Here is a 19,691-nt window from a genome sequence, read left to right as displayed (position 1 = left end):
CAACGACAATTTTATCTACGAAACGTTTTTTTGTGTAAGGAGATTATTTTTTCTTATTAAAGGAAAGAAAGAATCTTAAACTTATATTCATGTAAAGTTCAAGGTTTTAAAAATATCCGGAAGAATACAACTGCTTTTGTAAAAATTATCATTGGCAACATACATTTACCTAAATTATCCTATAAAAGAAAAATTCAAGTAAATGATCCTAACCACTTATCATGTTTAAATAAAAAAGCCCACGCCGTTGTATATGCTGTTTGCATTTAGTGAGTGTGATAATCACCTCACCTTACGGGTGTACAAGCACCCTCGAGACTAATTCAATCTATAATAATTTCGATCCCTGCTTTCTCTGCCTTGTACTTTATCTTGGTCATTAACTTGTAATAACTCCAGTTTCTTAGTACAAATTCCTCTTCTTTGGCTATCCCTATCTTATCCTGTTGATTCAATAAAATCAGCGTTCCCGCCTGGTGTTTAATGCAAAAGTCGATCAACTTCCGGCTGTAGAGATGTAACCTGCTGTCCACAAAATTGCCTTCCTTATTTTCAAACTTATCAAGCGCTTTGGTTTTTCGTTTTCGGCCTTTGCCCGATCTGGCATAGGTTACCCCTGCCAGCGCCCGTTTCCTGGCTGCCTGTATTGCAAGCCTTCTGTACAAAAACTCTTCCCGGGTGCCAATGGTGAGCCTGGTTTTACCAACTTTGACTATAACGGGGTATTCAAGTGACAGCGAAGCCTCTGCAATCACTTCCGGTTTCAGGACGTGCTTGTCTTTTTCAATTTCAAAAACTGCAAGCAAAAAGGTTTTGCCGTCTTTCAACTGAATATGTGAGGAACAAAGCTTGGTTTCTCCAGTTACTACACGCTCCAACAGCCTGTGTTTATCAGTATCTTTACCTAAGTACGTCTTAAGAGGAATTGAAAATAATCGAAAACAAAAGGCTTTCTTCTCTTCAATATAACATAATCCCTTAACACCATCCATATCAAACGGAATAGGGATGTCTCTCCTGAAATTCATGAGCGAGCGTTCACCACTCCCGTATTCCTTCCTGTTTTTGAGGAAGGTTCTAATTAATGTTTGATTCAGGTTACCCAGGATATTGGTAGGGATCTCTCCTTTGAAATGATTTGATACAACTCGGTAGGTCGTATTCATTCGGGAGCGTTGCAGCATACCGCTTTCATCCTTCTTTTCATCGGCCAGTTTATACTTTATCCCTTCAGAAAAATAGAAGAAGTCCTTGATCATTTCCTGTACATAGAGATGGGAGACGATCATATTAGCTGCCCTAAAGCACCTGTTCTGCCACTGGTAAAGCTTCCCAATAGCCTCCTTTCTTTCCTCCGGGGTAGGCAGATCAACCAATAGCTGGATCTTTCGGGTTAGTTTTAGCGTAGACTTTTCCATCTTAAGCTATTTGCTGTTGCTGCTCGTGTTTCTCCTGCATGATCTTATAAGCGATCATAAATTCTTTATGAACTTCCTTTTGGGAAAGCTTAAGCTCAGCAGCTATACTTGCAAAAGAAAATTTCTTTTCATTGCGGAGGCGGAATACTTCTTCCTGCTCCGGGGTCATGTTAGCCTGCACCTTAATTACCATGGCTGGTTTTTGTTTAGTTTGAGCTACGGAATCCGGATTAATGATATTTTTAAGATCTGAAATAGCCAGTTGCACCTCGTTAAAAGTTTCCGGAATGCTCGTGCCCATAACTTTGGAAATTTCTTTGTAACGGAAGCCATATTTAAGACAGAGATCAATAAGGTGCCTTCTCTCGGCCGTTAGTAAGGGTAAGACATTTATAATTTTTTCAAAGGCTTTTTGTTCCCGTTCCTGGTCTCTAAAATTTTCTAAATCACTTATTGGATCATAGCCCCCTAATTACTCCTGGAAGTTTTCATAACTGTCCAGGGAATTGACTTTGCTGAAAAATTTGGTTCTGGGCAATGTGTAATAGGAATAACATTCCCTTTGCATGACCATTCGCAGGAAAAAGTAAATATGTTTAGGGGTTTCTATACGATCCCGGTGAACCCATAATTTTAGAAAGCTATCCTGAACCAGGGATGATACAACAAAATCATCATCAAGAATTCCCCTGCCTACCCAGAATATACTCCGGTGGTATCTGGCATGTATATGCTCCAAAGCCGTCGGATCGCCATTTTTTAATAAATTGAAATTATGCTGTGACATAATACCCTACTATTACTCTTGATTTAAAGGAAAAAATTCCCTTTCAGGTCTACCGGTACTCCAATTTTAATTTTCGGAAATAATACATTCATATATCTGAATTTAATGCCCTTTCTACCTGATCCAGTTTTTTGTAATACTCTGCAATTAATTCATCTGCGTATATTGGTGTTCTATCACCATTCAGACAATATCGTATGTAACGAGGAGTCACCTTATATTTACATGCCAAGGCTTTTACCACCTCAGTGTTATAAGTTTTCTGCATAAATTACGTAAGTTTGCCTGTTCATTGATTTGTTCCTTTAATCGGAACAAAATCAAATATATAAACATTTTGTTTACAAAACAACTGTTTTTTTACTTTTTATAAACATTTCGTTTACATAATATGAATAAATCTAAAATGCTTGATGAGATAAAGATTCATTATGGATTTAAAAGGGATGCAGAATTAGCGGATTTTTTAGAAATTACCAGACAGACTTTATCGAATTGGAAATCAAGAAATTCTTTTGATGCTGAATTACTATATTCAAAATGCCCAGAACTAAGTCCCGCATGGTTACTAACGGGTAAAGGTCCAATGCTCCAAAAAGATTCAACAGACTCAATAATTAATGAAACTGATCCAGAAGTTCTGCGCGAAAAATTACTTCATCTTCAAAGGCAACTAGATGCGTTAGAAAAAGCCAATAACGCTTTAGAAGATGCCAATGACTCATTAAAGGAAACAAAAATGTTACTTAGGAAACGAATTACAGAGCTTGAAGGCAAATAAATAGTTAAAGGCTTGATGGCCACTCTCCAAAATAATTTGATTTTAATTTTCTCAGTAGAAACTAGAAAAATGCCTAATACCATATTTTAATTACTAATCTCTGTCTATGCGATTTCCAGTAATCTCCTTTTCTTTCATTTTTTTATATTAAGCAGCAGTAGTTTTAGCTTGATTATTTCTTATTAAAAAAATAATCGTCTGGAAATAAAGAATTAGTGGTTGAAAATTAGCTAGAAAACCGCCTTAAATTTCAGCCACCAACCCTGGGTTTACCTCTATTATGCTTCTTTCATGGATCCTTCTTTTTCAGATTTAAAGAGAAACAGCGGAAAATTCTTCTTTTCGTAGTTACGAGTTTCTACGAAATCTGGGTTACTACCTGCCTCAATGCCAAATAACAGTTTATAATTCCTTGCCACATCTTCAAATAGCAGCAAAATAATCCTAATTCTATCACTTGTTAAATTCTTTCGTAGTACGAAGAATATAGGGAAAAATATTTGGTAAAGTATATCAAATTAGTAGAACGAAAGTCAAACCTTGATAGGGGCTATCAATTAAAAAGATTTAATCGATTGGTAGCCCCTTTCTTTAAAAACCGTTCTATTATGCCAACAAGTATTATTACCACCGACGATCTTCGGGAGTTCAAATTAGAACTACTTGAGGAAATTAAAAGTTTAATCACCAAACAATCATTAGGAACTTTAAAGAAATATTTAAAATCTTCTGATGTTATGGATCTGCTCCAGGTAAGTCCGGGAACTCTTCAAAACTTAAGAATTAACGGCACCCTACCTTACACCAAAGTTGGAGGAATTATTTACTATGATGCCGAGGAAATCCAAAACTTGATGACCGCCAATCGGGTAAATCACAAATTTGAATAACTACTATGAACTACATTAAGCAACTGAACGCGGCTTTTGAAAAGTTCTTTTTTGATGACCGCTTGAACCCAACCCACATCAGCCTTTATATGGCTTTATTCCAGGAATGGAACAGCAGCCGCTTTGCAGATGAATTTTTTGTAAACCGTCGCGAACTGATGCGTGTGGCCAAAATTGGTTCAAAATCGACGTACCATCGGTGCGTGACCGACCTTAATGCTTGGAAATACCTATCCTATTTTCCATCCAACAATCCATACAAAGGCAGCAAAATTAAGATGGCCATTATCGAGACAAGTGATGAACCTTATACGGGACAGTACAATCCCGAATTGGAACAACTTGCGGAACGGTACCATCCCATACGTGAACCGGTAGTGTACCAGCACCATCCCACCAATGGACAAGCTGTGTACCATCACCGCCCCGTGAGTGGACAAGCATTGGTATCTAATATAAACAATACTAAACAAGTAAACATTAATAAACAGCCAAAGGACAGGCAGGCTATTATTACTTTTTTTGAAGAAAAAGGTTTTGATGCTGATGAAGCAAAAAAATTCTTTGAGCATTATCAAACCCGAAATTGGCAAACAAGCGATGAAAAAGCTATCAGAGATTGGCGTTCGGTTGCTACCAATTGGATGGACAGAACCGAATTATTTAACCAGGAAAAAAAACCAAACAAAAAACAAGCATCCCAAATCAAAGATAACTTGCGAACCACTAAAAACAAAGACTATGGACAACCCCTCTAAAATTATCGAAGGTGGCGTGGAATATTCGCTCGGAAAATTTGATGGGAAAAGTGTACTCTACGATTTTCCAAAAATTTTGATTTACCTGAAAGCCAAAGGCAAACTCTTGTTCGGCGAAAAGTTTAAGATTTATGATGAGGATAAAGATATTTTGCTGAAACTCTGTTCCTACTTCGTAAAAGATAAAGACAACTGTGAATCTTATGGAATTGACATCAACAAAGGCATCTTGCTATCTGGCCCCATAGGCTGCGGAAAAACCAGTTTAATGAAATTACTACGCCATTTAGTTCCCTTGCAACGTCCCTATGAAATGATTCCTTGCCGGAATGTAACCTTCAGTTTTAACCATTTAGGTTTTAAAACTGTGGAAGAATATGGGAATACCAAATTTTATTGCTTTGATGATTTAGGCGTGGAACCATCTGGAAGATTTTACGGAAAGGATTTGAACGTGATGGGTGAAGTGCTCTTATCGCGCCATGAACTTTTTCTTCAGACAAATCAAAAGGTTAAAACCCACGCCACAACAAACCTGAATGCCGAGGAACTGGAAGAACGTTACGGAAACAGAGTCCGAAGCCGAATGCGGGAATTATTCAATCTTGTTGCTTTTGAAGAGGGGGCTGGGGATAAAAGAAAGTAGTTCAAAGCCTCCAACAATTATAAATTATTACCACTTCTGAAATAAATTGTTTAATAATTTCCTTAACGCTCTTAGTTATTTCAATAAATACTTCTTTCATAATTCATCTATTAAATAATTATTTACTTCTATTAAAACAGCTGATCCAATGGATTGTTTATTTAAAGGTTTTGAAATGTATTTCAGGTCGTCCTTATTCGAAAGAAATCCCAACTCAACTAAAATGGCGGGAAAGAAATTACAGGTTTCTCTAATTACCTTAAAATTCGCAAACTTCACACCCCTGTTTTCAAACCCCAATTTCTTATTGAACCCAGCTTGCAATTGAAAGGCGAACCAAATCGAATTATCAGAATGGTTTGATTCATCATTAGATACATATATCTCAATTCCTCTCGCCGTTGGATTATCCGAATGATTACAATGCAAGGAAATAAACAAATCAGCTTTTAGAGCTTTAGCTAGCTTAGTTCTATCGAATAAGGAAATTAAGGTGTCATTGTACCTGGTTAAGTAAATATCCAAAGGTTTATCCAATTCCTTGTTCAGCCTTAAAACCTCATTTGCAATGGACAAAACCACATCCTTTTCTTGGATTCCATTTATGCCAATTGCACCAGAATCTTTTCCACCGTGTCCAACGTCAATTACGATTCGTTTTTGAGCAGTCGTTTCTTGCCCAAAAATGATGCACATTTTTAGAATCAAAATCATAAAACTGACGTTTTTGAGCACTTTTTCCATTTTCATTTTTCAGGTTATTAACAAGCTGCATTTAAAATTCCATAGAATTTGATAACAAATAATAACAATAAAAATCAATCGATATTAAATAATATTTTATTCACAAATATTTGAATTTCAATGTTTTATAAACAAATATAGGTAAATTTCCAATAACGAAAACAACACAAAATTTAAACTGTTCCGTTATGAAAAAATCAATCTATTTCGCAACATTTCTTTCTCTATTCTCAACCTCGCTTTTTGCACAGATTGGAGGTATCGAAGATTCCGTCAATGATGTTTCCGATACCATCAGGACGATTTTCCCAATCATATTAGGTGTAATCTTCCTTGTTGGTTTCCTGTTCAATGCGGGACATTTCTTTGGGGAAAACGCCGACCTCAAAAAAGGGATTACCCGGGTGCTTGTCTTTGTATTAATAGCAGGGGCGGTAGTGGGCATATTTACCTACCTGATTTCAATTGTGGTCTGAGTTCTAATACTCTTAAATTATGAAGAAATTCAAAGTCTATAAAAACATCAGAAAAAAGGCGGTCATTTTCGGGCTGCCCATTTCCCTGTTTGCCTTGATGATGGTCGTGATACTGGCATCCCTCTTAATCATCATTTTTTCTTTCAGTTTTGGGATTATCATAGGTGTTTTGGTGCTTAATGCAGTCCTGTATCTCGTTTTGACACGAATAACCATCAATCCACAGCTATTTCAAATGGCAAAGGCTTTTCCAAAGATCATCAGTAACAAAAGAAACTCTGGATTCGATTATGAACAAGATTAACCTTTCGGCATATCAACCCATTGCAGATATTCAGGACAATATCGTATTTGCCAATAATGGCAATGTGGTCCTATGCTTTAAAAGGAATCTGCCGGAAATATATTCCTTATCCGAAAAGGACTTAGAGGATATGCACGGTGCTTGGTTTCAAGCGTTAAAATCTTTGCCAGTTGGTACCGTAGTTCACAAACAGGATATCTACCTCAAAAAATCATATACTTCAGAGAAACTTCCAAATACAACTTTTCTGGAAAAGGCAACCCACGAACATTTTAAAGGTCGTGGGTATATTGAGCACCGTTGTTATTTGTTCTTCATCTTGACCAAAAATAAGGCACTCATCAATCCTAAGTACGTGAATCCATTCCGTAAGGTTTCTAAAGGGATTGTTCAGAAAATGGATGATAACATAAAGAGTTTCGCCAACTCGGTAAGTGATTCGGTTTCCTTCATCAATAATAGCAGAAAGATGGATTTTGTTTCGCTTAAAGCGGGCGACATCCAGCAACTTACTAATGCCTACTTCAATGGCTTTAATGAAGGCTACGATACCGATATTTTACTGAACAAGAAAAGCGTCAATATTGGCGAAACCCATTTTGATGCCCTGGCCATCAATAGCGAACTGTGCTTTGGCGAAAGTGTACAGAGTAGCAAGACTAATGAGAAATTCACTTCTGACGATTTTGTGTTTCATCAAGGGTTTATTGATGGCTTAGGGCTTACGCTTAACGAGAACCATATCGTTAATCAAATTCTGTATCTGGATGACAAACAGAAATGGCGCAAGCTGCTGGATAAGAAAATCGAGGAACTGAACAAAAGTTCCAACTTCGGTTCGCAGAATAAAGTGGTTCTGGGGAAAATCCAGCACATCCTTGATCAAATTAATGCTGATGACAATGCGCGTATTATTCGTGGTCATCTTAACATTGTGTATTGGTCAAAAGATGCAAAAGAACTCGATAAAATAACCTCAAAAATCAAGACTGAATTTAAGGAATTGGATATCATCCCTTATTACCCAAGAGGCGAAGAACGTAAGAATTATATACTAAACAGTTACTGCTGTTTCTCGTCCAATTTCTCAAATAATGATTTATACGTAACCGATTTAAAACATGCGCTCTGCCTGTTCATCAATAACACCAATTACAAAAGCGACGCTACCGGAATTATCTTCAATGACCGTGAACATAACATTCCAGTCCTGAAAGATGTTTGGGATGAAAAAAAGAAACGAATTAAAGCCAGAAACTTTGCCATTTTCGCGCCAACAGGTGAAGGAAAGTCCTTTCTTGCCAATAATATTCTACGACAATATTTTGAAAGTGGCGTTCGCTTGGTCATCATTGACCTCGGTGGATCCTATGCCAAATTTGCCAAACTCTATCCTGAACAATATACCGTGCTTAGGTACGAAAGCGGAAAGAACCTTGGTATCAATCCATTTTATATAAGCAATACAAATGACCTCACACCAGAACGGTTAGAAGACTTATCTGTGTTCCTATTTGAATTGTTTGCTTCAGATTTGAAAGTGACCAAAGCACAATCAGTTTCGGTTAAAAAAATACTGCGCCATTATTACGATAGCACTTCAAAAAATCATTCTCTGGATGGTTTTTACAGCTTTATAGAAAGGAACCAAAAAGAACTACTGAACACCCTAAAAATCCATCCCGACTACTTCAATGTTACAAACTTCTTGCACGTAATGTCTGAATATGTCGGCGATGGTCTATATAGTTTCCTGTTTGAAGTGAGCGAAGACCAAACCTATAAAATTGAAGACAAACGTCTGATCGTTTTTGAGTTGGATGAAGTAAAAGACAATAAGGAAATCCTGTCCGTAATGTTGAAGCTTATTAAGTCAGCCATCCAAAGAACCATTTGGAAAAACCGAGCTGAAAAAGGCATCATCCTCTTCGATGAGTTCGCTAAGCAACTAAAGTTTGAAAACGTGCTGGAAAGCGTCGAGTTCTATTACCAAGCCATCCGTAAGCAAAACGGTGCTATTGGTATTATTCTTCAATCCATTAATCAGCTGCCGAACAATTCCACCTCGGCAAGTATCCTGGAAAACACCCAGGTCATTTACAGCCTGCATAATGAAAAAGGTTATGAAGAACTAGTCAAAAGGCTCAATCTATCAAGCCACGATCTTAACCAGTTAAAATCCATCAGGAACAATCTTTCCGGAGCGCGCAAATACACCGAAATGTTTATCAAAATTGGGAAGGAAAGCAATGTCTTTCGTCTGGAAGTGCCAAGGGAGGTTTATGGAGCTTATTTAACCGATGGATTCGAAAATGAAGAAATTATGAGGCTTTATGAAAATCATCAGGACATGGAGAAAGCAATTACAGAGTATTCATCCAAAAAAATAAAAATATGAGACCAAAAATTTTAATTCTTGGAATGGCTATCTTTTTTAGTCTAAACACCCGGGCCCAGGGAATGCCGGTTTACGATAATACGAACTTTATCAGTCTTGTAAAATCACTGGTGGAATCTGCCAAGCAAACTTCCCAACTTTTAAAAACTGCCGAATTCCTGAAACAGCAGAAAGAAAATCTTGAAAAAGTAAACAATGTAGTCAAGCAGTTAAAAGCCGTACAGGAAATAGGCCGGAATAATCAACGTCTTATCAGCGTAATGCAGAATGACTTACAGGACATTCTTAACTCACCCTATATCAAACCAGAGGAAATCCAACGGGTGACTGAATCTTTTAGCTCCATTGTAGAAAACTCATTGGAAACAATGGACTTTATCGATGAAATACTGTCCAGCGATTACCTCAAAATGAGCGATGCCGACCGTGCGTACATCCTAGAAGAAAAAGAAGAAGAATCCAAAATTATGGTTTCAGAAATCATATTGAAAACGAAGCGATACCGTGATATTATTTCTTTCCGAAAGATGCAGGATAAAATCAATAATCGTGAAACAGAATATTAATTATGGCTGCTAATATCATCTTAGGAATAGGTCTGGAATATGTTGATACCATTTTCCAGACCATACAAAATAGTAGTTTCTCGCAATATACCATTGCTGGAATGAAAACGCTTGCCGTCCTTTTCTTTTTAGTCAATATCCTCAAAAAATATAGTGAGGGCGTTGCGGATAAGGATGGCTATACCTGGGGGTTAAGTCCTGGAGAACTGGCCAAAAACTTTGCTGTCGTGCTACTGGTAATTTTCTCGACACAAATTCTCGGCTTTTTTGATGGTATTTTAGTGGCCATTGAAGGCCAATATCGCGGCACGGCCCCGGCTTTACTTCCTTTACAGATGCAGGATATTCCTATTGAAGATGAAGTAAACATTATAAAAGCAGCTCAGGCTGCAATGGCATTGCTCTATGAAGCTTTGGTAACACCCCTTTTTGGTTTCAAAATATTCGCTTTTATAGGAAGCACTATTCTATGGATTCTAGATCTGTTCATTTATCCGTTGTTTTTGGCAGAACGCTTTTTCCTACTGGGGATTATGCAAGCGTTTTTCCCATTGGTCATCAGTCTGGCCGTTTTTGAAAAATTCCGTTCGTTGGCTTATAATTTTTTCAAATTGTATACAGCGGTCTATATGCTGGTACCGGCCTTCTTCTTGGTCAATGTCTTTGTCAATGCCATTTATACTGAGATAAACACCAACTTTTGGACAAACTTGTTCGGGACGGATGTAGGCAGCGGCTTTTTTGCCCCAGTTGTTCAGCTTGGTTCGGTAGGGTTTATAGTTTTCCTAAAGTTCAAATTGTATCGCCGCGCTACTTCATTTACCCTGAAATTATTTACTGCCTAAAACTAATACAATGAAAACACCTTATAAAAATATTTACGCCGTCCTTAGAATAAATAGGTTTATCGTCTTGGCCGTCATCATCTGTTCCTCATTATCCAGCTTCTTTGCCGTTTGGATGGCATATAACATTAATAAAAAGGCCTTGAACAATGCTTTTGCCATCAATACCGATGGAAGTATCATTCCATTAAAACTTGTTACTCAAAAGGAAAACTATAAAGTTGAAGCCTTGGCTCATTTACAGCTTTTTCACAATTATTTCTACAACATCGATGCAAGCAATTATGAAAAGAACTTGGAAAAGGCACTATGGCTCGGCAATAGCTCTGTGGACAACCTCTATCGACAAAAAAAGGCGGATGGTGTTTATAATCGCTTGTTGCAATATTCGCTAGTTCAAAAGGTGCTTAGCATCGATTCCCAAATCGAAGAAAAACAAGGGGCTTACAGCTTTAGAACTGTTACCATTTTTGAAATCAACCGGGGATCGATTATCGATACGTACGAGTTGGTTTCCACCGGTAACCTTATTGCCGTTGATCGGAATTTCCCAAACAATCCACACGGATTATTGATCACCAACTATTTCGAGAAATCCCTTAAAAAACTGAACAATGAAAATCCATTACCTGCCCAACGGTCAGGCGGGTATTTAAAAAACCAATGATTATGAAGATAGAAAAGAATAAAATAGTCTTTGCGGCAGTTTTGGCCGTGATATTCCTATTTCTTATTTCCTATTCCGTGATGGTAATGGGTGATGACGAAAGCCAAAACGAGAATCTTAAAGAGACATCTGTTCCCGCACTGGAAGAAAGTCAAAAAGAATACAATTCTAAACTGGATGCAATCAACGATTTGAAGGAAGTGCGGGAAACCAACGCACCAAGCATCTACGATGAAAAGTTGATTGATTCCCTGGGCTTTTATGATGCGGATTTGCCTGAAAAAGAAAAGGAGCGCATTGTGGATAGTATTTACTCAGCAGGGAAAATTAAGTATTCCGAAAAAAATTATCAGAATATTGGCGTTGCGAAAGCTGTTACCAAAGTCGCAAATGTAGTTGACTCCGCAGAAATAAAGGTGGAAAAAAAAATTGCTACCAAGGAAATGGGGCTGGAACATCAGTTGTTCTTTGCATCTGATCCAAAAGGAAATGATATTTCCATTTACGGAACAACGGATGCCGTAATCTATGCGGCCGTGGATGGTGATCAAGTGGTCAAGGTTAATTCGCGTTTACGGATGCGCCTGACCAAAACCGCGACCATTAATAACAAAAGCATTCCAAAGAACACGTACGTTTTTGGCTTTATCAGTTTTCAACCCCATCGGGTATTAATTGAAATCGAAAATATCCAACACCATCCCACAAAACTTAAAGCCTTCGATCTTCAGGATGGTAGCGAGGGAATATACGTGGAAAATAATTTTCGCGCAGAGGCCACTAATGAAGTTTTAGATGATATTCTAGGGAATATCAACATCCCTAGCGTACCGCAAGTGAGTGGAATAACCAAATTAATCAAGCGCAACAACCAGAACGTAAAGGTTACCGTGCTCAACAATTACAGACTAATTTTAAAACTTAAATTATGAAAGCTTATATTTTAATTATTGCCTTAGTTTTGGCCGTCGAGAAAACTTCTGCACAACAACCAATAACCCTTGATACGATTTATGCAAATGACCAAAAGAACGTGGCTTTATTCTTCCCAGAACCCATCCGCCAAGGAATTACGGGATCTGAAAATTTTGTGTTTACCTATAATCGCGAGAAAGAACAGTATTTCGGGTTGCTCCAGGCAAAGCCGGGAATGGAAAGTAATCTTCTGGTGGTCAATAGAAATGGTTTAGTTTTTTCGTATATTGTAAAGTATAAAAAACAGCTTGATAAACTAAATTATTTTATACCAAAGTCTAAAAGCATCGGTAATGAAAAGCCCATTGTTGCTGATTCGGCAAAAGTAAATGAGTCTAAGAAAGAGTTAGGAAATGAGATTTATTACTACCAAAAATTCAGTTCCTATCTACTTGATCGAAAACAACGGATTAACCGGCTACAAAAACGTAATGAGGGCATCGTTTTGAGCATTGAAAATATTGTTTTTGACAAGGATGAGCTTTACTTTGTTATCCAAATTGAAAATAAATCTACCTTGGATTACGATCTGAATTTCTTAAAACTCTCGGTTGAAACGAGACAAAAAGGTAAAAGGAAATCATTGCAACGCCTTTATCAAGAGCCAATTTTCAAGTATAATTCGCCCTCCAAAGTAGCAGAAAACGAAACTGTAAGATTGGTTTATGCGCTGCCTAAGTTTTCAATAAGCAATGACCGCAGAGCGGTTTTAGAGCTAAATGAAAAGAACGGAGAAAGAAGCTTAAAATTAAAAGTATCGCATAGATTTATCAACAACCCTAATTAGCAATGCAATGAAAAACGTCGTCATTTACTCAATAGCCTTCTTATTCCTTGCCTGTACCGGAAAACAAGACCTTTCACCAAGCGAAACTTCAAAAATTGTAGTTGAAAGTTTCTACAATAAGGATAATGAGACCTTGAAAAAATATACTACCCCAGAAGGCTACGAAGGCCTTAAATCGATACAAGATTTAATGGGGGCAGGCAAATCCGGGAATTCCAGTTTTAAAGTGCTGGAAGAAACCGCCGATAATGAAATAGCTTGGGTTAGATTCACCACATCTTATGAAGAAAACCCTGAGCTATTTAAGCTTTTAAAAATTAATGGAAACTGGAAGGTTACGCAGCAAGGAGCGCGGGAGAAAGGACCTTTTTGAAAAATAATTTTGGTATTTATAGAGTAGGTCTAATTCGTGTTTGAACTCGTTGCCTAATTTCTTCATAAATTTTTATGTCATTATTTTCCTTGACTTCTAAGGTAACAGACAATCCATATTTAATAGGCAATTTTCCGAGCTCAGATGCATCTTCTCTGCAATTCACTTTTATTTCTAAAAAATCACCATCAACAAAGACGTCAGCCTTGTCCCCAATAAGAATGTCGTGTTGTACAGTTCCTAATTGTGTGGTTCGGAAATCATAATATGATCTATCTAATTCGAGATGATTATTATGCTTAAGATTATCAAAAAATAATTGTGCTTTACGATATTGTCTTGTTTTAAAATTTAGTGGACTATTGTAGGCTAAAGTTATTGTTAGTTTTTTATCAATCCTTCCCTTAGTAAGTGATGGCGGCAATGGAAATCTATATAAATGGGCTTGACCATCGTAAAGCTTTCCGTATCCGATAATTGTTACTCGTTTCTCAGTGCAATATAAAATGCGTTCTGGATCTATACCCCCATACCCTAGATAAGGCAATACGTTTTTTTTTGAAGTATTTGCAGCTGAGCCTGGTAAATCCTTAATTAGTTGCAATAAAAAATCTGAACTTTTACTCCAACTAGCACTATGTACCAATAAACTTTTAATAATTACAGTAAGAAAATCTGTTGGTATAGATTTATCTCCAGAATTATTTATAGAAATTAAAACATCATAAAGTTGCGCAGCAAGACGAGATGTCAAAGCTGCTGCATTTGAAGTACCACACAAATACCCAGACTTATTTATTTGTCCTGGACTACCTGGAAATGCAGATCTGTTTCCGGGAGGATTTACATTAAATGGGCTTGATTCTAATTTAAGAAGCGTTTTCCCTGGTAAATTTTGAATTGGAGATTTTCGAAATAACTTCCGCCCACCTGACGTTATAATTTCTGGCTTTATGCTCTTTCGGAAACCAAAACCAATCCGGCTTATTGGAGATAATAAGGAAGATGACTTAATCAGATTTTTCCTTTGGTATAAATTATTAGGCTTTGAGAAATCAAAATGTGCCGCACCAACTGTAATAGAATTTATTGATTCAGCTGGTGCCAAAATCTTTCTATTAAAATTTGTCCTAACTATTTCCTCTAAAGCTAATTTTTGTACTTCATCATCAGAGAGATTATCAAATTCATCATCTGGGATTTCCAAAGCGATATCGTCACTAAAATTTCCTGCACTAATTACAAATAAGATATCGTATTGATAAGAAAGCCAATCCAGTAATTTTGCCCAAGAGCTCATATTGTTCAAGAAAGGTCTAAAAGCGTCTCCAATAGAAAAATTAATGATCTTTACCTCAGGGGCTACTGGAGGATTGTCCGCATCTCCCACTTTCATTCTTAGAACAGCCCTATGCACTAAATCTATTGGTAAAACGTCATCTGGAAGACATTCTCCTTGATAAAGTTGTGTACCCAATTTCATTATAGGGCGGACATACAAGGGTCTTTTTAATATCGATTTTTTCTCATTATCTAAATCCCCGTGAATAATAAGAGAAGCCATTGCGGTACCGTGAAATCTTTGATTACCCGTATAATTACTGGAGAAACCATCAGGATCATCAATTTGTAATCTATTTTCTAATAGAGAATGATTTGCTAAAGGAAGACCATCAAAAAGTGCAATGACTGGATGGCCATTTGTGGGTAGTTCATCATTTTCTTCAACATTGGGCAACTTTTTTAATTGCTCAATATCTTCAGGAGTTTCAAAAACCATCTGTCCTACAGGGCGAAAAAACAAAACTTGTTGCGATTTTAAAAAGGAAATATTCGTATTCTCCGTAAGATCATCAAATATTTGAATTGGAGCTCTTGCAATAAAAGCGTGATATGATATCTCGGAAATTATAGTCCTTGAACCTTTTACTTCTTCTCCATTATGTAAATTCAGTAAACGGGTTACTTCTTCATAGGCTTTTCGATTGGCTTGGTCACTTCCTTTAAATGCCAATTCTATTTCAAATCTTACGAAATCAAAATCGTATAATTTTCTTTCCTGAATATATTTTTCAATACCTGTATCACGTACCCTATCACTAACATTATAGGGCCTAATATCCTTTAATTGTTCAAAAAGCGATCTGAATTTTGCAGTCCCTCGCTTAAAATTTTGTTTTTCTTTATCTTTCTTATATTCTCGCCAATATTTCTGAAGTTCTTTAAGTGCCCTTTGGTTGGTCATTGTGAGATAAAACCGGGCATCAACATTTTCTTCAGATCTATTACCGTTTTTATCAATGTTATAGAAATCATCTTCTGCCTCGAACTCAGTCTCATATTCAGCTAAAAACTCCATTCCTGGAGTCTTTTTCACAGCTTTAAAAAAATCTTTTATTTCTCCGGCAGTTTCTAACACCAAGATCATTTCAGGGATAATATTCCCTGCTTCCTTTTGTAATGAGGCTGACCTATTAGAAAGTACACGATCTAATTCCGTAATCTTTAATTCATTTCTCTGAATTTGTTGAGTTTTGGTTGGGATGAACATTTTACCAGGAAAACCTTGTTTTTTAGATTTTTCCGCACTTATAGGGAATGGGAACAAAAGAAGTGGTTTTTTAACCATTCCCTAAAGAATATTTATGCTCCAATTGAATAAGGCATTTATCCACTAACCTTTTTACGTTTACGTCAGGGAGCGACAATATATATTTACGTTCAACATCGAGGATGAATTCTTCAATCTCAGCAAAATTAAGACCTTCGAGCTTATTTGCTATTTTATCAATAGGATATTGCAAATCGTATTTAACACGCTGTTCAAAGTTTTTCAGCCAAATCTTTATCATTGACTTATCCGGAGCTTTTAATTCCAATCTTACTTGAAATCTTCTCCATACAGCCCTATCCAGAAGTTCGGCGTGATTAGTTGCTGCGACAACTACGACATAGCTCGGCAAACGATCAATCTGAAGAAGTAAAGAACTTACAACTCTTTTAATCTCACCCGTTTCGTGAATGTCCCCACGTTCTTTTCCTATAGTGTCAAATTCATCAAAAAATAAAACACATTCTTGCGTTCTAATAAAATCAAAAGTTGTTTTAAGCCGAGTAGCGGTTTCTCCTAGGTAACTACCAATAATACCATCATATCTCACAACGTAAAATGGAATCATTAAAGATTGAGCTATGACTTCTGCGAGAGAAGTCTTTCCATTTCCAGGAGGACCTGCCAATAGAATACGATTTCTAGGTTCTAAATTATAGGATCTCAATAAGTCACTGCGATGGTGTTCCTGGATAAGGTCTTGAATGACGGCTTGATTTTCGTAATTTAAAATCACATCATCCAAAGTCTTTTGAGGGTAAATGCGATATAAAAAACTGTCTAATCCATCTTCCAGTAAACGATTATGTATAGGTTGGTTGGATTGAGGCTTAGAGGCTTTGGAAAGTGCATCTAATAGTTGTTGAGCTACAATATGATGTTGTTTACTCTTTTCTTCGGCAATAATAGATTCAACAACCTTTCTAAAAAGGGTATTGTCTCCGTTAGTTCCGGCTTTAACTAATTTTAATAATAAATCTGCTCTTGCCATTTGTACAAATATAATATTCTGATTTGTTAAACTATAATTTAATTAAAAATTGATCTCACTTCCTGATAAACTCTTTCAAAATTAGCTTCTAAGTCAGCCTTGGAAAATTGCTTTTCCTCCTGAGGAACCTGTCTTTGAATTTTCTGCAATTTGAACTGCACCTTTTTGTCCTCCCCATCAGCATAAGTAATAAACTCTCCCTGTTTCAAGCGGAAAAATACATCTGCTCGTATTTTTGGAATTTCCCGTTCCCCGGTAGTAATACGTGTATCAAAATCAAGGCTGTAGCCACGATTGATGCTGGTAGTTTCCTTTTTTACGATTTCAAAGAAGCGTTCATAATATTTGGCGGTGTCGGGATCATTGACTTTCCCAAAAAATTGATAGGAAAGGTTGCTCAAAATGGCTTTACTGGCTTTATCTCCATACATCATATCATTCTGGATCTTATCCTGCATTACGTAAACTGTAGCAATGTCATAACTTCTTAAAGTAGCCGGAATGCGGTGCATATTTAATAACCGAATCGTTGGTGCTTCTTCCATTAACAAGAAAGATGGCTTAGAGTTGCGCACACTCATTTGCTTTGTAATTGTATGTATTATGGTGGCAATTACGGGCGAATAAGAGGTCTCAAATTTAGGATTGTTCACTATGGCAACCACGGCAGGATTTTCCGAGCTATTAATATTTAATGGTACTTCATCTGCGGAAAGTGCCATAAAAATATTTTGTGTACTTATGCGTTTCAAAGCATTGGCCAGGGTACTCTTTACCCCTGCTGTCTGCCTTTCGGAATCTTTGCCGCTGATAAAGGCATCTGCCATTGCCCTGGAAGTCGTATTGGTCTCTAAGAATTTTATTAGACTATCAGTGTCCAAATGTTGATAAATGGCGATTAGATGGGGTAAGGTGCAAAAATTAGGATAGGATGTTTTCAGTTTCCAGATCAATCCACCAATCAATCCCTCAGCTGCATCGTTAAAAAATTTAGAGGTTCCTGTAGTTCCCGATTCCCGCTGTTCCAGAAGATTTTCAATAAGTACCCGGGAAATCTCATTCACACTTTCTTCATTTTCGAGATATCGGGGTGCAATAGGGTTTACCCTATGTATGATTTTATCAAAAGAGATAATACGAAAAGGAATATCCGGATTTTTAAAAAGCGGGTATGCCATTTCGGTAAGTTCAAAATCCTTATAGTCGTGAATAACCCCACAGAAATTATGTTCCTGGAAATGTTTTAAAAATCCGTAAACCACGCTTTCAGTTTTTCCACTTCCGGCAGACCCAATAATGGATACACCGCGCTTGATGTTTTCAATTTTAAAATTTTTCTTATCTGTTTTAAAAGTTACCTGATATTTTTCAGAGGTATTTTGCTTTAAATCCGTTTTATGCAAAAAAACATAAAGTACCGTATTGACCAACAATAAAGGACAACCTAAATAAAGTAGTGCTTTTATCATATTATGCGGATAATACAGATAGGCTATCAATCCTAAAAGCAGCACAGTATTTAAGAAAAAGGCATATTTTGAAATCCGATAGAGTCCATAAAATACTGAAGCTGTCAAAACGATAATTAGGAGTATATGTAGTGGATTGGCTAATTGCATATTTGTTTTTCCTTTAGATACCTATTGAACTTGATTTTATAGCGATATCCACACCACGGCGCAGGCGATTGAATACTTTCATTGCCAGTTGTGCTTGTGTAACTGGGATACTTGGTAGCATTGGAATATCACTTTCCTTCATCATTTTAAAGGCGATTGCCCTTTCATTGATGGGCAATTTCATCATCGATGCAAAATAGATTTTAGGGTTTTTGATAAAATCCTTCCGGGCCTTGTAGGTCTCGGCAAAGTTTCTTTGATAGACAAAAGTCCTGTCAAAGGTCTTTTCTGCACGGTCAAAAAACTGATCACGGTCAAAGCCTCGTTTTACATTCTTACCGTGCATCTCGACTTCCGAGGCCTTATGCTTGCTCCCTGGTGAAAGGCTGAAGGTATTTGATGCATCCTTTCTGCTTACGATGATATGGATATGGCTTTGGTTTCCTGCCTTAGGCATATCCTGGACAATTCGCTTCCCGTCTTGTTGGTGCGGAGCCTCCTTTTCCAATCGATCAATTTTTTTCTGCAATAATTTGATATTGCCTTCAGCTCGCCCCTCTTTAATGTTTCTGATTTCTGTTTTGAGCTGAAGGATTTTCGTTGCATAAGGCTGGTTTTCTTTTATCTGCCAATCCGTTCCCTTAAAAGTTCGTTGCTGTTCTATTTTTGCGTAATATTTTATATCATTGATGCTAATCGGTCTGCCGTTGATTTCACGATTGAAGGATGCCACATAGTCCTTCATCAATTCACGGGTGTATCTTTTTAGATCCTCGCTATTGTTCTGTAACCGGTTCAGTTCGTATTTGGAAGGGCTGACCGTAATCGAATAGAATTTCGGCTCGGTCTTTTTGAGTTTGGCACCGTTTCCATCAATTTCCTTTACAACTTCATCCGCTGATATTTCATCATCATATTGATTGAAAAAATGTTCCATAGCTCCCTGTTCCAAACCCTGGTTTTCTTTCTCCAGATAGCCCACAAAATCCGCTGAGCTTTGTGAGTAATTATTCCCTAATTTTTGGGGTGTGATGGTAATGTACATAGCTCAAAAA

General features: G+C 37.1%; 21 protein-coding genes. 13 read left to right on the top strand and 8 right to left on the bottom strand.

Annotation, left to right across the window (positions count from 1 at the left end; all coding sequences use genetic code 11):
- Nucleotides 1–323: 323 nt before the first annotated feature.
- From VS868_RS06270 to VS868_RS06260, 3 genes are all read right to left on the bottom strand, one after another.
- On the bottom strand, nt 324–1,418 hold the full coding sequence (locus VS868_RS06270; RefSeq protein WP_235329323.1) for a hypothetical protein: 1,095 nt from the start codon (nt 1,416–1,418) through the stop codon (nt 324–326).
- A 1-nt stretch (nt 1,419) separates the two neighbouring features.
- On the bottom strand, nt 1,420–1,719 hold the full coding sequence (locus VS868_RS06265; protein ID WP_345599570.1) for a hypothetical protein: 300 nt from the start codon (nt 1,717–1,719) through the stop codon (nt 1,420–1,422).
- A 171-nt stretch (nt 1,720–1,890) separates the two neighbouring features.
- A complete protein-coding gene (locus tag VS868_RS06260) occupies nt 1,891–2,205 on the bottom strand; it encodes a hypothetical protein (RefSeq protein ID WP_345599569.1) in 315 nt (104 codons plus the stop codon).
- Between the two features lie 391 nt (nt 2,206–2,596).
- Between VS868_RS06260 and VS868_RS06255 the strand changes: the two genes are divergently transcribed.
- The 4 genes from VS868_RS06255 to VS868_RS06240 all read left to right on the top strand — a co-directional run bounded on the left by VS868_RS06255 (nt 2,597) and on the right by VS868_RS06240 (nt 5,280).
- Nucleotides 2,597–2,986, top strand: coding sequence for a helix-turn-helix domain-containing protein (locus tag VS868_RS06255; protein ID WP_235329327.1), 390 nt, complete (start codon nt 2,597–2,599; stop codon nt 2,984–2,986).
- 608 nt (nt 2,987–3,594) lie between these two features.
- Nucleotides 3,595–3,876: a helix-turn-helix domain-containing protein gene (locus tag VS868_RS06250; protein WP_235329329.1), complete on the top strand. Its 282-nt coding sequence runs from the start codon at nt 3,595–3,597 to the stop codon at nt 3,874–3,876.
- Nucleotides 3,877–3,881: 5 nt separating this feature from the next.
- Entirely contained in the window at nt 3,882–4,634 is a 753-nt protein-coding gene (locus VS868_RS06245; protein ID WP_345599567.1) for a hypothetical protein, read from the top strand.
- Nucleotides 4,618–5,280 (top strand): ATPase, encoded by a 663-nt coding sequence (locus VS868_RS06240; RefSeq protein ID WP_345599566.1) that lies wholly within the window; start codon nt 4,618–4,620, stop codon nt 5,278–5,280. Before VS868_RS06245 ends, VS868_RS06240 begins: the two co-directional genes overlap by 17 nt.
- 96 nt (nt 5,281–5,376) lie before the next feature.
- On the opposite strand, the gene VS868_RS06235 is transcribed toward VS868_RS06240, so the two are convergent.
- Nucleotides 5,377–6,024: an N-acetylmuramoyl-L-alanine amidase gene (locus VS868_RS06235; RefSeq protein WP_345599821.1), complete on the bottom strand. Its 648-nt coding sequence runs from the start codon at nt 6,022–6,024 to the stop codon at nt 5,377–5,379.
- A gap of 188 nt (nt 6,025–6,212) precedes the next feature.
- Here VS868_RS06235 and VS868_RS06230 point away from each other — a divergent pair, with 188 nt between their 5' ends.
- The 9 genes from VS868_RS06230 to VS868_RS06190 are packed head-to-tail and all read left to right on the top strand — an operon-like array spanning nt 6,213 to nt 13,415.
- The gene (locus VS868_RS06230) at nt 6,213–6,500 is read left to right on the top strand and encodes a hypothetical protein (protein WP_345599565.1); all 288 of its coding nucleotides are present in this window, start codon (nt 6,213–6,215) and stop codon (nt 6,498–6,500) included.
- A 19-nt stretch (nt 6,501–6,519) separates the two neighbouring features.
- Nucleotides 6,520–6,804 (top strand): hypothetical protein, encoded by a 285-nt coding sequence (locus tag VS868_RS06225; RefSeq protein WP_345599564.1) that lies wholly within the window; start codon nt 6,520–6,522, stop codon nt 6,802–6,804.
- Nucleotides 6,791–9,202: a TraG family conjugative transposon ATPase gene (locus VS868_RS06220; protein ID WP_345599563.1), complete on the top strand. Its 2,412-nt coding sequence runs from the start codon at nt 6,791–6,793 to the stop codon at nt 9,200–9,202. Before VS868_RS06225 ends, VS868_RS06220 begins: the two co-directional genes overlap by 14 nt.
- Entirely contained in the window at nt 9,199–9,768 is a 570-nt protein-coding gene (locus tag VS868_RS06215) for a conjugal transfer protein (protein ID WP_345599562.1), read from the top strand. The genes VS868_RS06220 and VS868_RS06215 overlap by 4 nt, the downstream gene beginning before the upstream one ends.
- A gap of 2 nt (nt 9,769–9,770) precedes the next feature.
- A complete protein-coding gene (locus tag VS868_RS06210; RefSeq protein WP_168025966.1) occupies nt 9,771–10,613 on the top strand; it encodes a hypothetical protein in 843 nt (280 codons plus the stop codon).
- 10 nt (nt 10,614–10,623) lie between these two features.
- Nucleotides 10,624–11,280, top strand: coding sequence for a conjugal transfer protein TraK (locus VS868_RS06205; RefSeq protein ID WP_345599561.1), 657 nt, complete (start codon nt 10,624–10,626; stop codon nt 11,278–11,280).
- Nucleotides 11,281–11,282: 2 nt separating this feature from the next.
- The gene (gene traM / locus VS868_RS06200; RefSeq protein WP_345599560.1) at nt 11,283–12,212 is read left to right on the top strand and encodes a conjugative transposon protein TraM; all 930 of its coding nucleotides are present in this window, start codon (nt 11,283–11,285) and stop codon (nt 12,210–12,212) included.
- Complete coding sequence (locus tag VS868_RS06195) at nt 12,209–13,042, top strand: DUF4138 domain-containing protein (protein ID WP_345599559.1); 834 nt, start codon at nt 12,209–12,211, stop codon at nt 13,040–13,042. The genes traM and VS868_RS06195 overlap by 4 nt, the downstream gene beginning before the upstream one ends.
- Before the next feature lie 7 nt (nt 13,043–13,049).
- Nucleotides 13,050–13,415 (top strand): hypothetical protein, encoded by a 366-nt coding sequence (locus VS868_RS06190; protein ID WP_345599558.1) that lies wholly within the window; start codon nt 13,050–13,052, stop codon nt 13,413–13,415.
- Nucleotides 13,416–13,431: 16 nt separating this feature from the next.
- On the opposite strand, the gene VS868_RS06185 is transcribed toward VS868_RS06190, so the two are convergent.
- Genes VS868_RS06185 through mobB form a run of 4 tightly spaced genes read right to left on the bottom strand, consistent with a single transcriptional unit; the run spans nt 13,432 to nt 19,681 of the window.
- Entirely contained in the window at nt 13,432–16,044 is a 2,613-nt protein-coding gene (locus tag VS868_RS06185) for a S8 family peptidase (protein WP_345599557.1), read from the bottom strand.
- Nucleotides 16,037–17,017, bottom strand: a complete 981-nt coding sequence (locus tag VS868_RS06180) for an ATP-binding protein (protein ID WP_345599556.1) — start codon at nt 17,015–17,017, stop codon at nt 16,037–16,039. Before VS868_RS06180 ends, VS868_RS06185 begins: the two co-directional genes overlap by 8 nt.
- A 38-nt stretch (nt 17,018–17,055) precedes the next feature.
- Nucleotides 17,056–18,636 carry a type IV secretion system DNA-binding domain-containing protein gene (locus tag VS868_RS06175; protein ID WP_345599555.1) on the bottom strand — a complete coding sequence of 527 codons (1,581 nt, stop codon included), beginning with the start codon at nt 18,634–18,636 and terminating at the stop codon, nt 17,056–17,058.
- Nucleotides 18,637–18,649: 13 nt separating this feature from the next.
- Complete coding sequence (mobB, locus tag VS868_RS06170; protein WP_345599554.1) at nt 18,650–19,681, bottom strand: MobB family relaxase; 1,032 nt, start codon at nt 19,679–19,681, stop codon at nt 18,650–18,652.
- Between the last annotated feature and the right edge of the window lie 10 nt (nt 19,682–19,691).

This window comes from Salinimicrobium sp. 3283s, assembly GCF_039602225.1.
Classification (GTDB): domain Bacteria; phylum Bacteroidota; class Bacteroidia; order Flavobacteriales; family Flavobacteriaceae; genus Salinimicrobium; species Salinimicrobium profundisediminis.
This window is presented reverse-complemented; position numbering and strand designations above follow the sequence as displayed.

Excerpts from the sequence above, each read along its gene's own strand:
- VS868_RS06240 (WP_345599566.1), top strand. The coding sequence starts at position 4,618 with ATGGACAACCCCTCTAAAATTATCGAAGGTGGCGTGGAATATTCGCTC.
- VS868_RS06220 (WP_345599563.1), top strand. The coding sequence starts at position 6,791 with ATGAACAAGATTAACCTTTCGGCATATCAACCCATTGCAGATATTCAG.
- traM (WP_345599560.1), top strand. The coding sequence starts at position 11,283 with ATGAAGATAGAAAAGAATAAAATAGTCTTTGCGGCAGTTTTGGCCGTG.
- VS868_RS06235 (WP_345599821.1), bottom strand. The coding sequence starts at position 6,024 with ATGGAAAAAGTGCTCAAAAACGTCAGTTTTATGATTTTGATTCTAAAA.
- VS868_RS06245 (WP_345599567.1), top strand. The coding sequence starts at position 3,882 with ATGAACTACATTAAGCAACTGAACGCGGCTTTTGAAAAGTTCTTTTTT.
- VS868_RS06195 (WP_345599559.1), top strand. The coding sequence starts at position 12,209 with ATGAAAGCTTATATTTTAATTATTGCCTTAGTTTTGGCCGTCGAGAAA.
- VS868_RS06185 (WP_345599557.1), bottom strand. The coding sequence starts at position 16,044 with ATGGTTAAAAAACCACTTCTTTTGTTCCCATTCCCTATAAGTGCGGAA.
- VS868_RS06215 (WP_345599562.1), top strand. The coding sequence starts at position 9,199 with ATGAGACCAAAAATTTTAATTCTTGGAATGGCTATCTTTTTTAGTCTA.
- VS868_RS06175 (WP_345599555.1), bottom strand. The coding sequence starts at position 18,636 with ATGCAATTAGCCAATCCACTACATATACTCCTAATTATCGTTTTGACA.
- VS868_RS06230 (WP_345599565.1), top strand. The coding sequence starts at position 6,213 with ATGAAAAAATCAATCTATTTCGCAACATTTCTTTCTCTATTCTCAACC.
- VS868_RS06250 (WP_235329329.1), top strand. The coding sequence starts at position 3,595 with ATGCCAACAAGTATTATTACCACCGACGATCTTCGGGAGTTCAAATTA.
- VS868_RS06270 (WP_235329323.1), bottom strand. The coding sequence starts at position 1,418 with ATGGAAAAGTCTACGCTAAAACTAACCCGAAAGATCCAGCTATTGGTT.
- VS868_RS06225 (WP_345599564.1), top strand. The coding sequence starts at position 6,520 with ATGAAGAAATTCAAAGTCTATAAAAACATCAGAAAAAAGGCGGTCATT.
- VS868_RS06260 (WP_345599569.1), bottom strand. The coding sequence starts at position 2,205 with ATGTCACAGCATAATTTCAATTTATTAAAAAATGGCGATCCGACGGCT.
- VS868_RS06210 (WP_168025966.1), top strand. The coding sequence starts at position 9,771 with ATGGCTGCTAATATCATCTTAGGAATAGGTCTGGAATATGTTGATACC.
- VS868_RS06190 (WP_345599558.1), top strand. The coding sequence starts at position 13,050 with ATGAAAAACGTCGTCATTTACTCAATAGCCTTCTTATTCCTTGCCTGT.
- VS868_RS06265 (WP_345599570.1), bottom strand. The coding sequence starts at position 1,719 with ATGGGCACGAGCATTCCGGAAACTTTTAACGAGGTGCAACTGGCTATT.
- VS868_RS06255 (WP_235329327.1), top strand. The coding sequence starts at position 2,597 with ATGAATAAATCTAAAATGCTTGATGAGATAAAGATTCATTATGGATTT.
- mobB (WP_345599554.1), bottom strand. The coding sequence starts at position 19,681 with ATGTACATTACCATCACACCCCAAAAATTAGGGAATAATTACTCACAA.
- VS868_RS06205 (WP_345599561.1), top strand. The coding sequence starts at position 10,624 with ATGAAAACACCTTATAAAAATATTTACGCCGTCCTTAGAATAAATAGG.
- VS868_RS06180 (WP_345599556.1), bottom strand. The coding sequence starts at position 17,017 with ATGGCAAGAGCAGATTTATTATTAAAATTAGTTAAAGCCGGAACTAAC.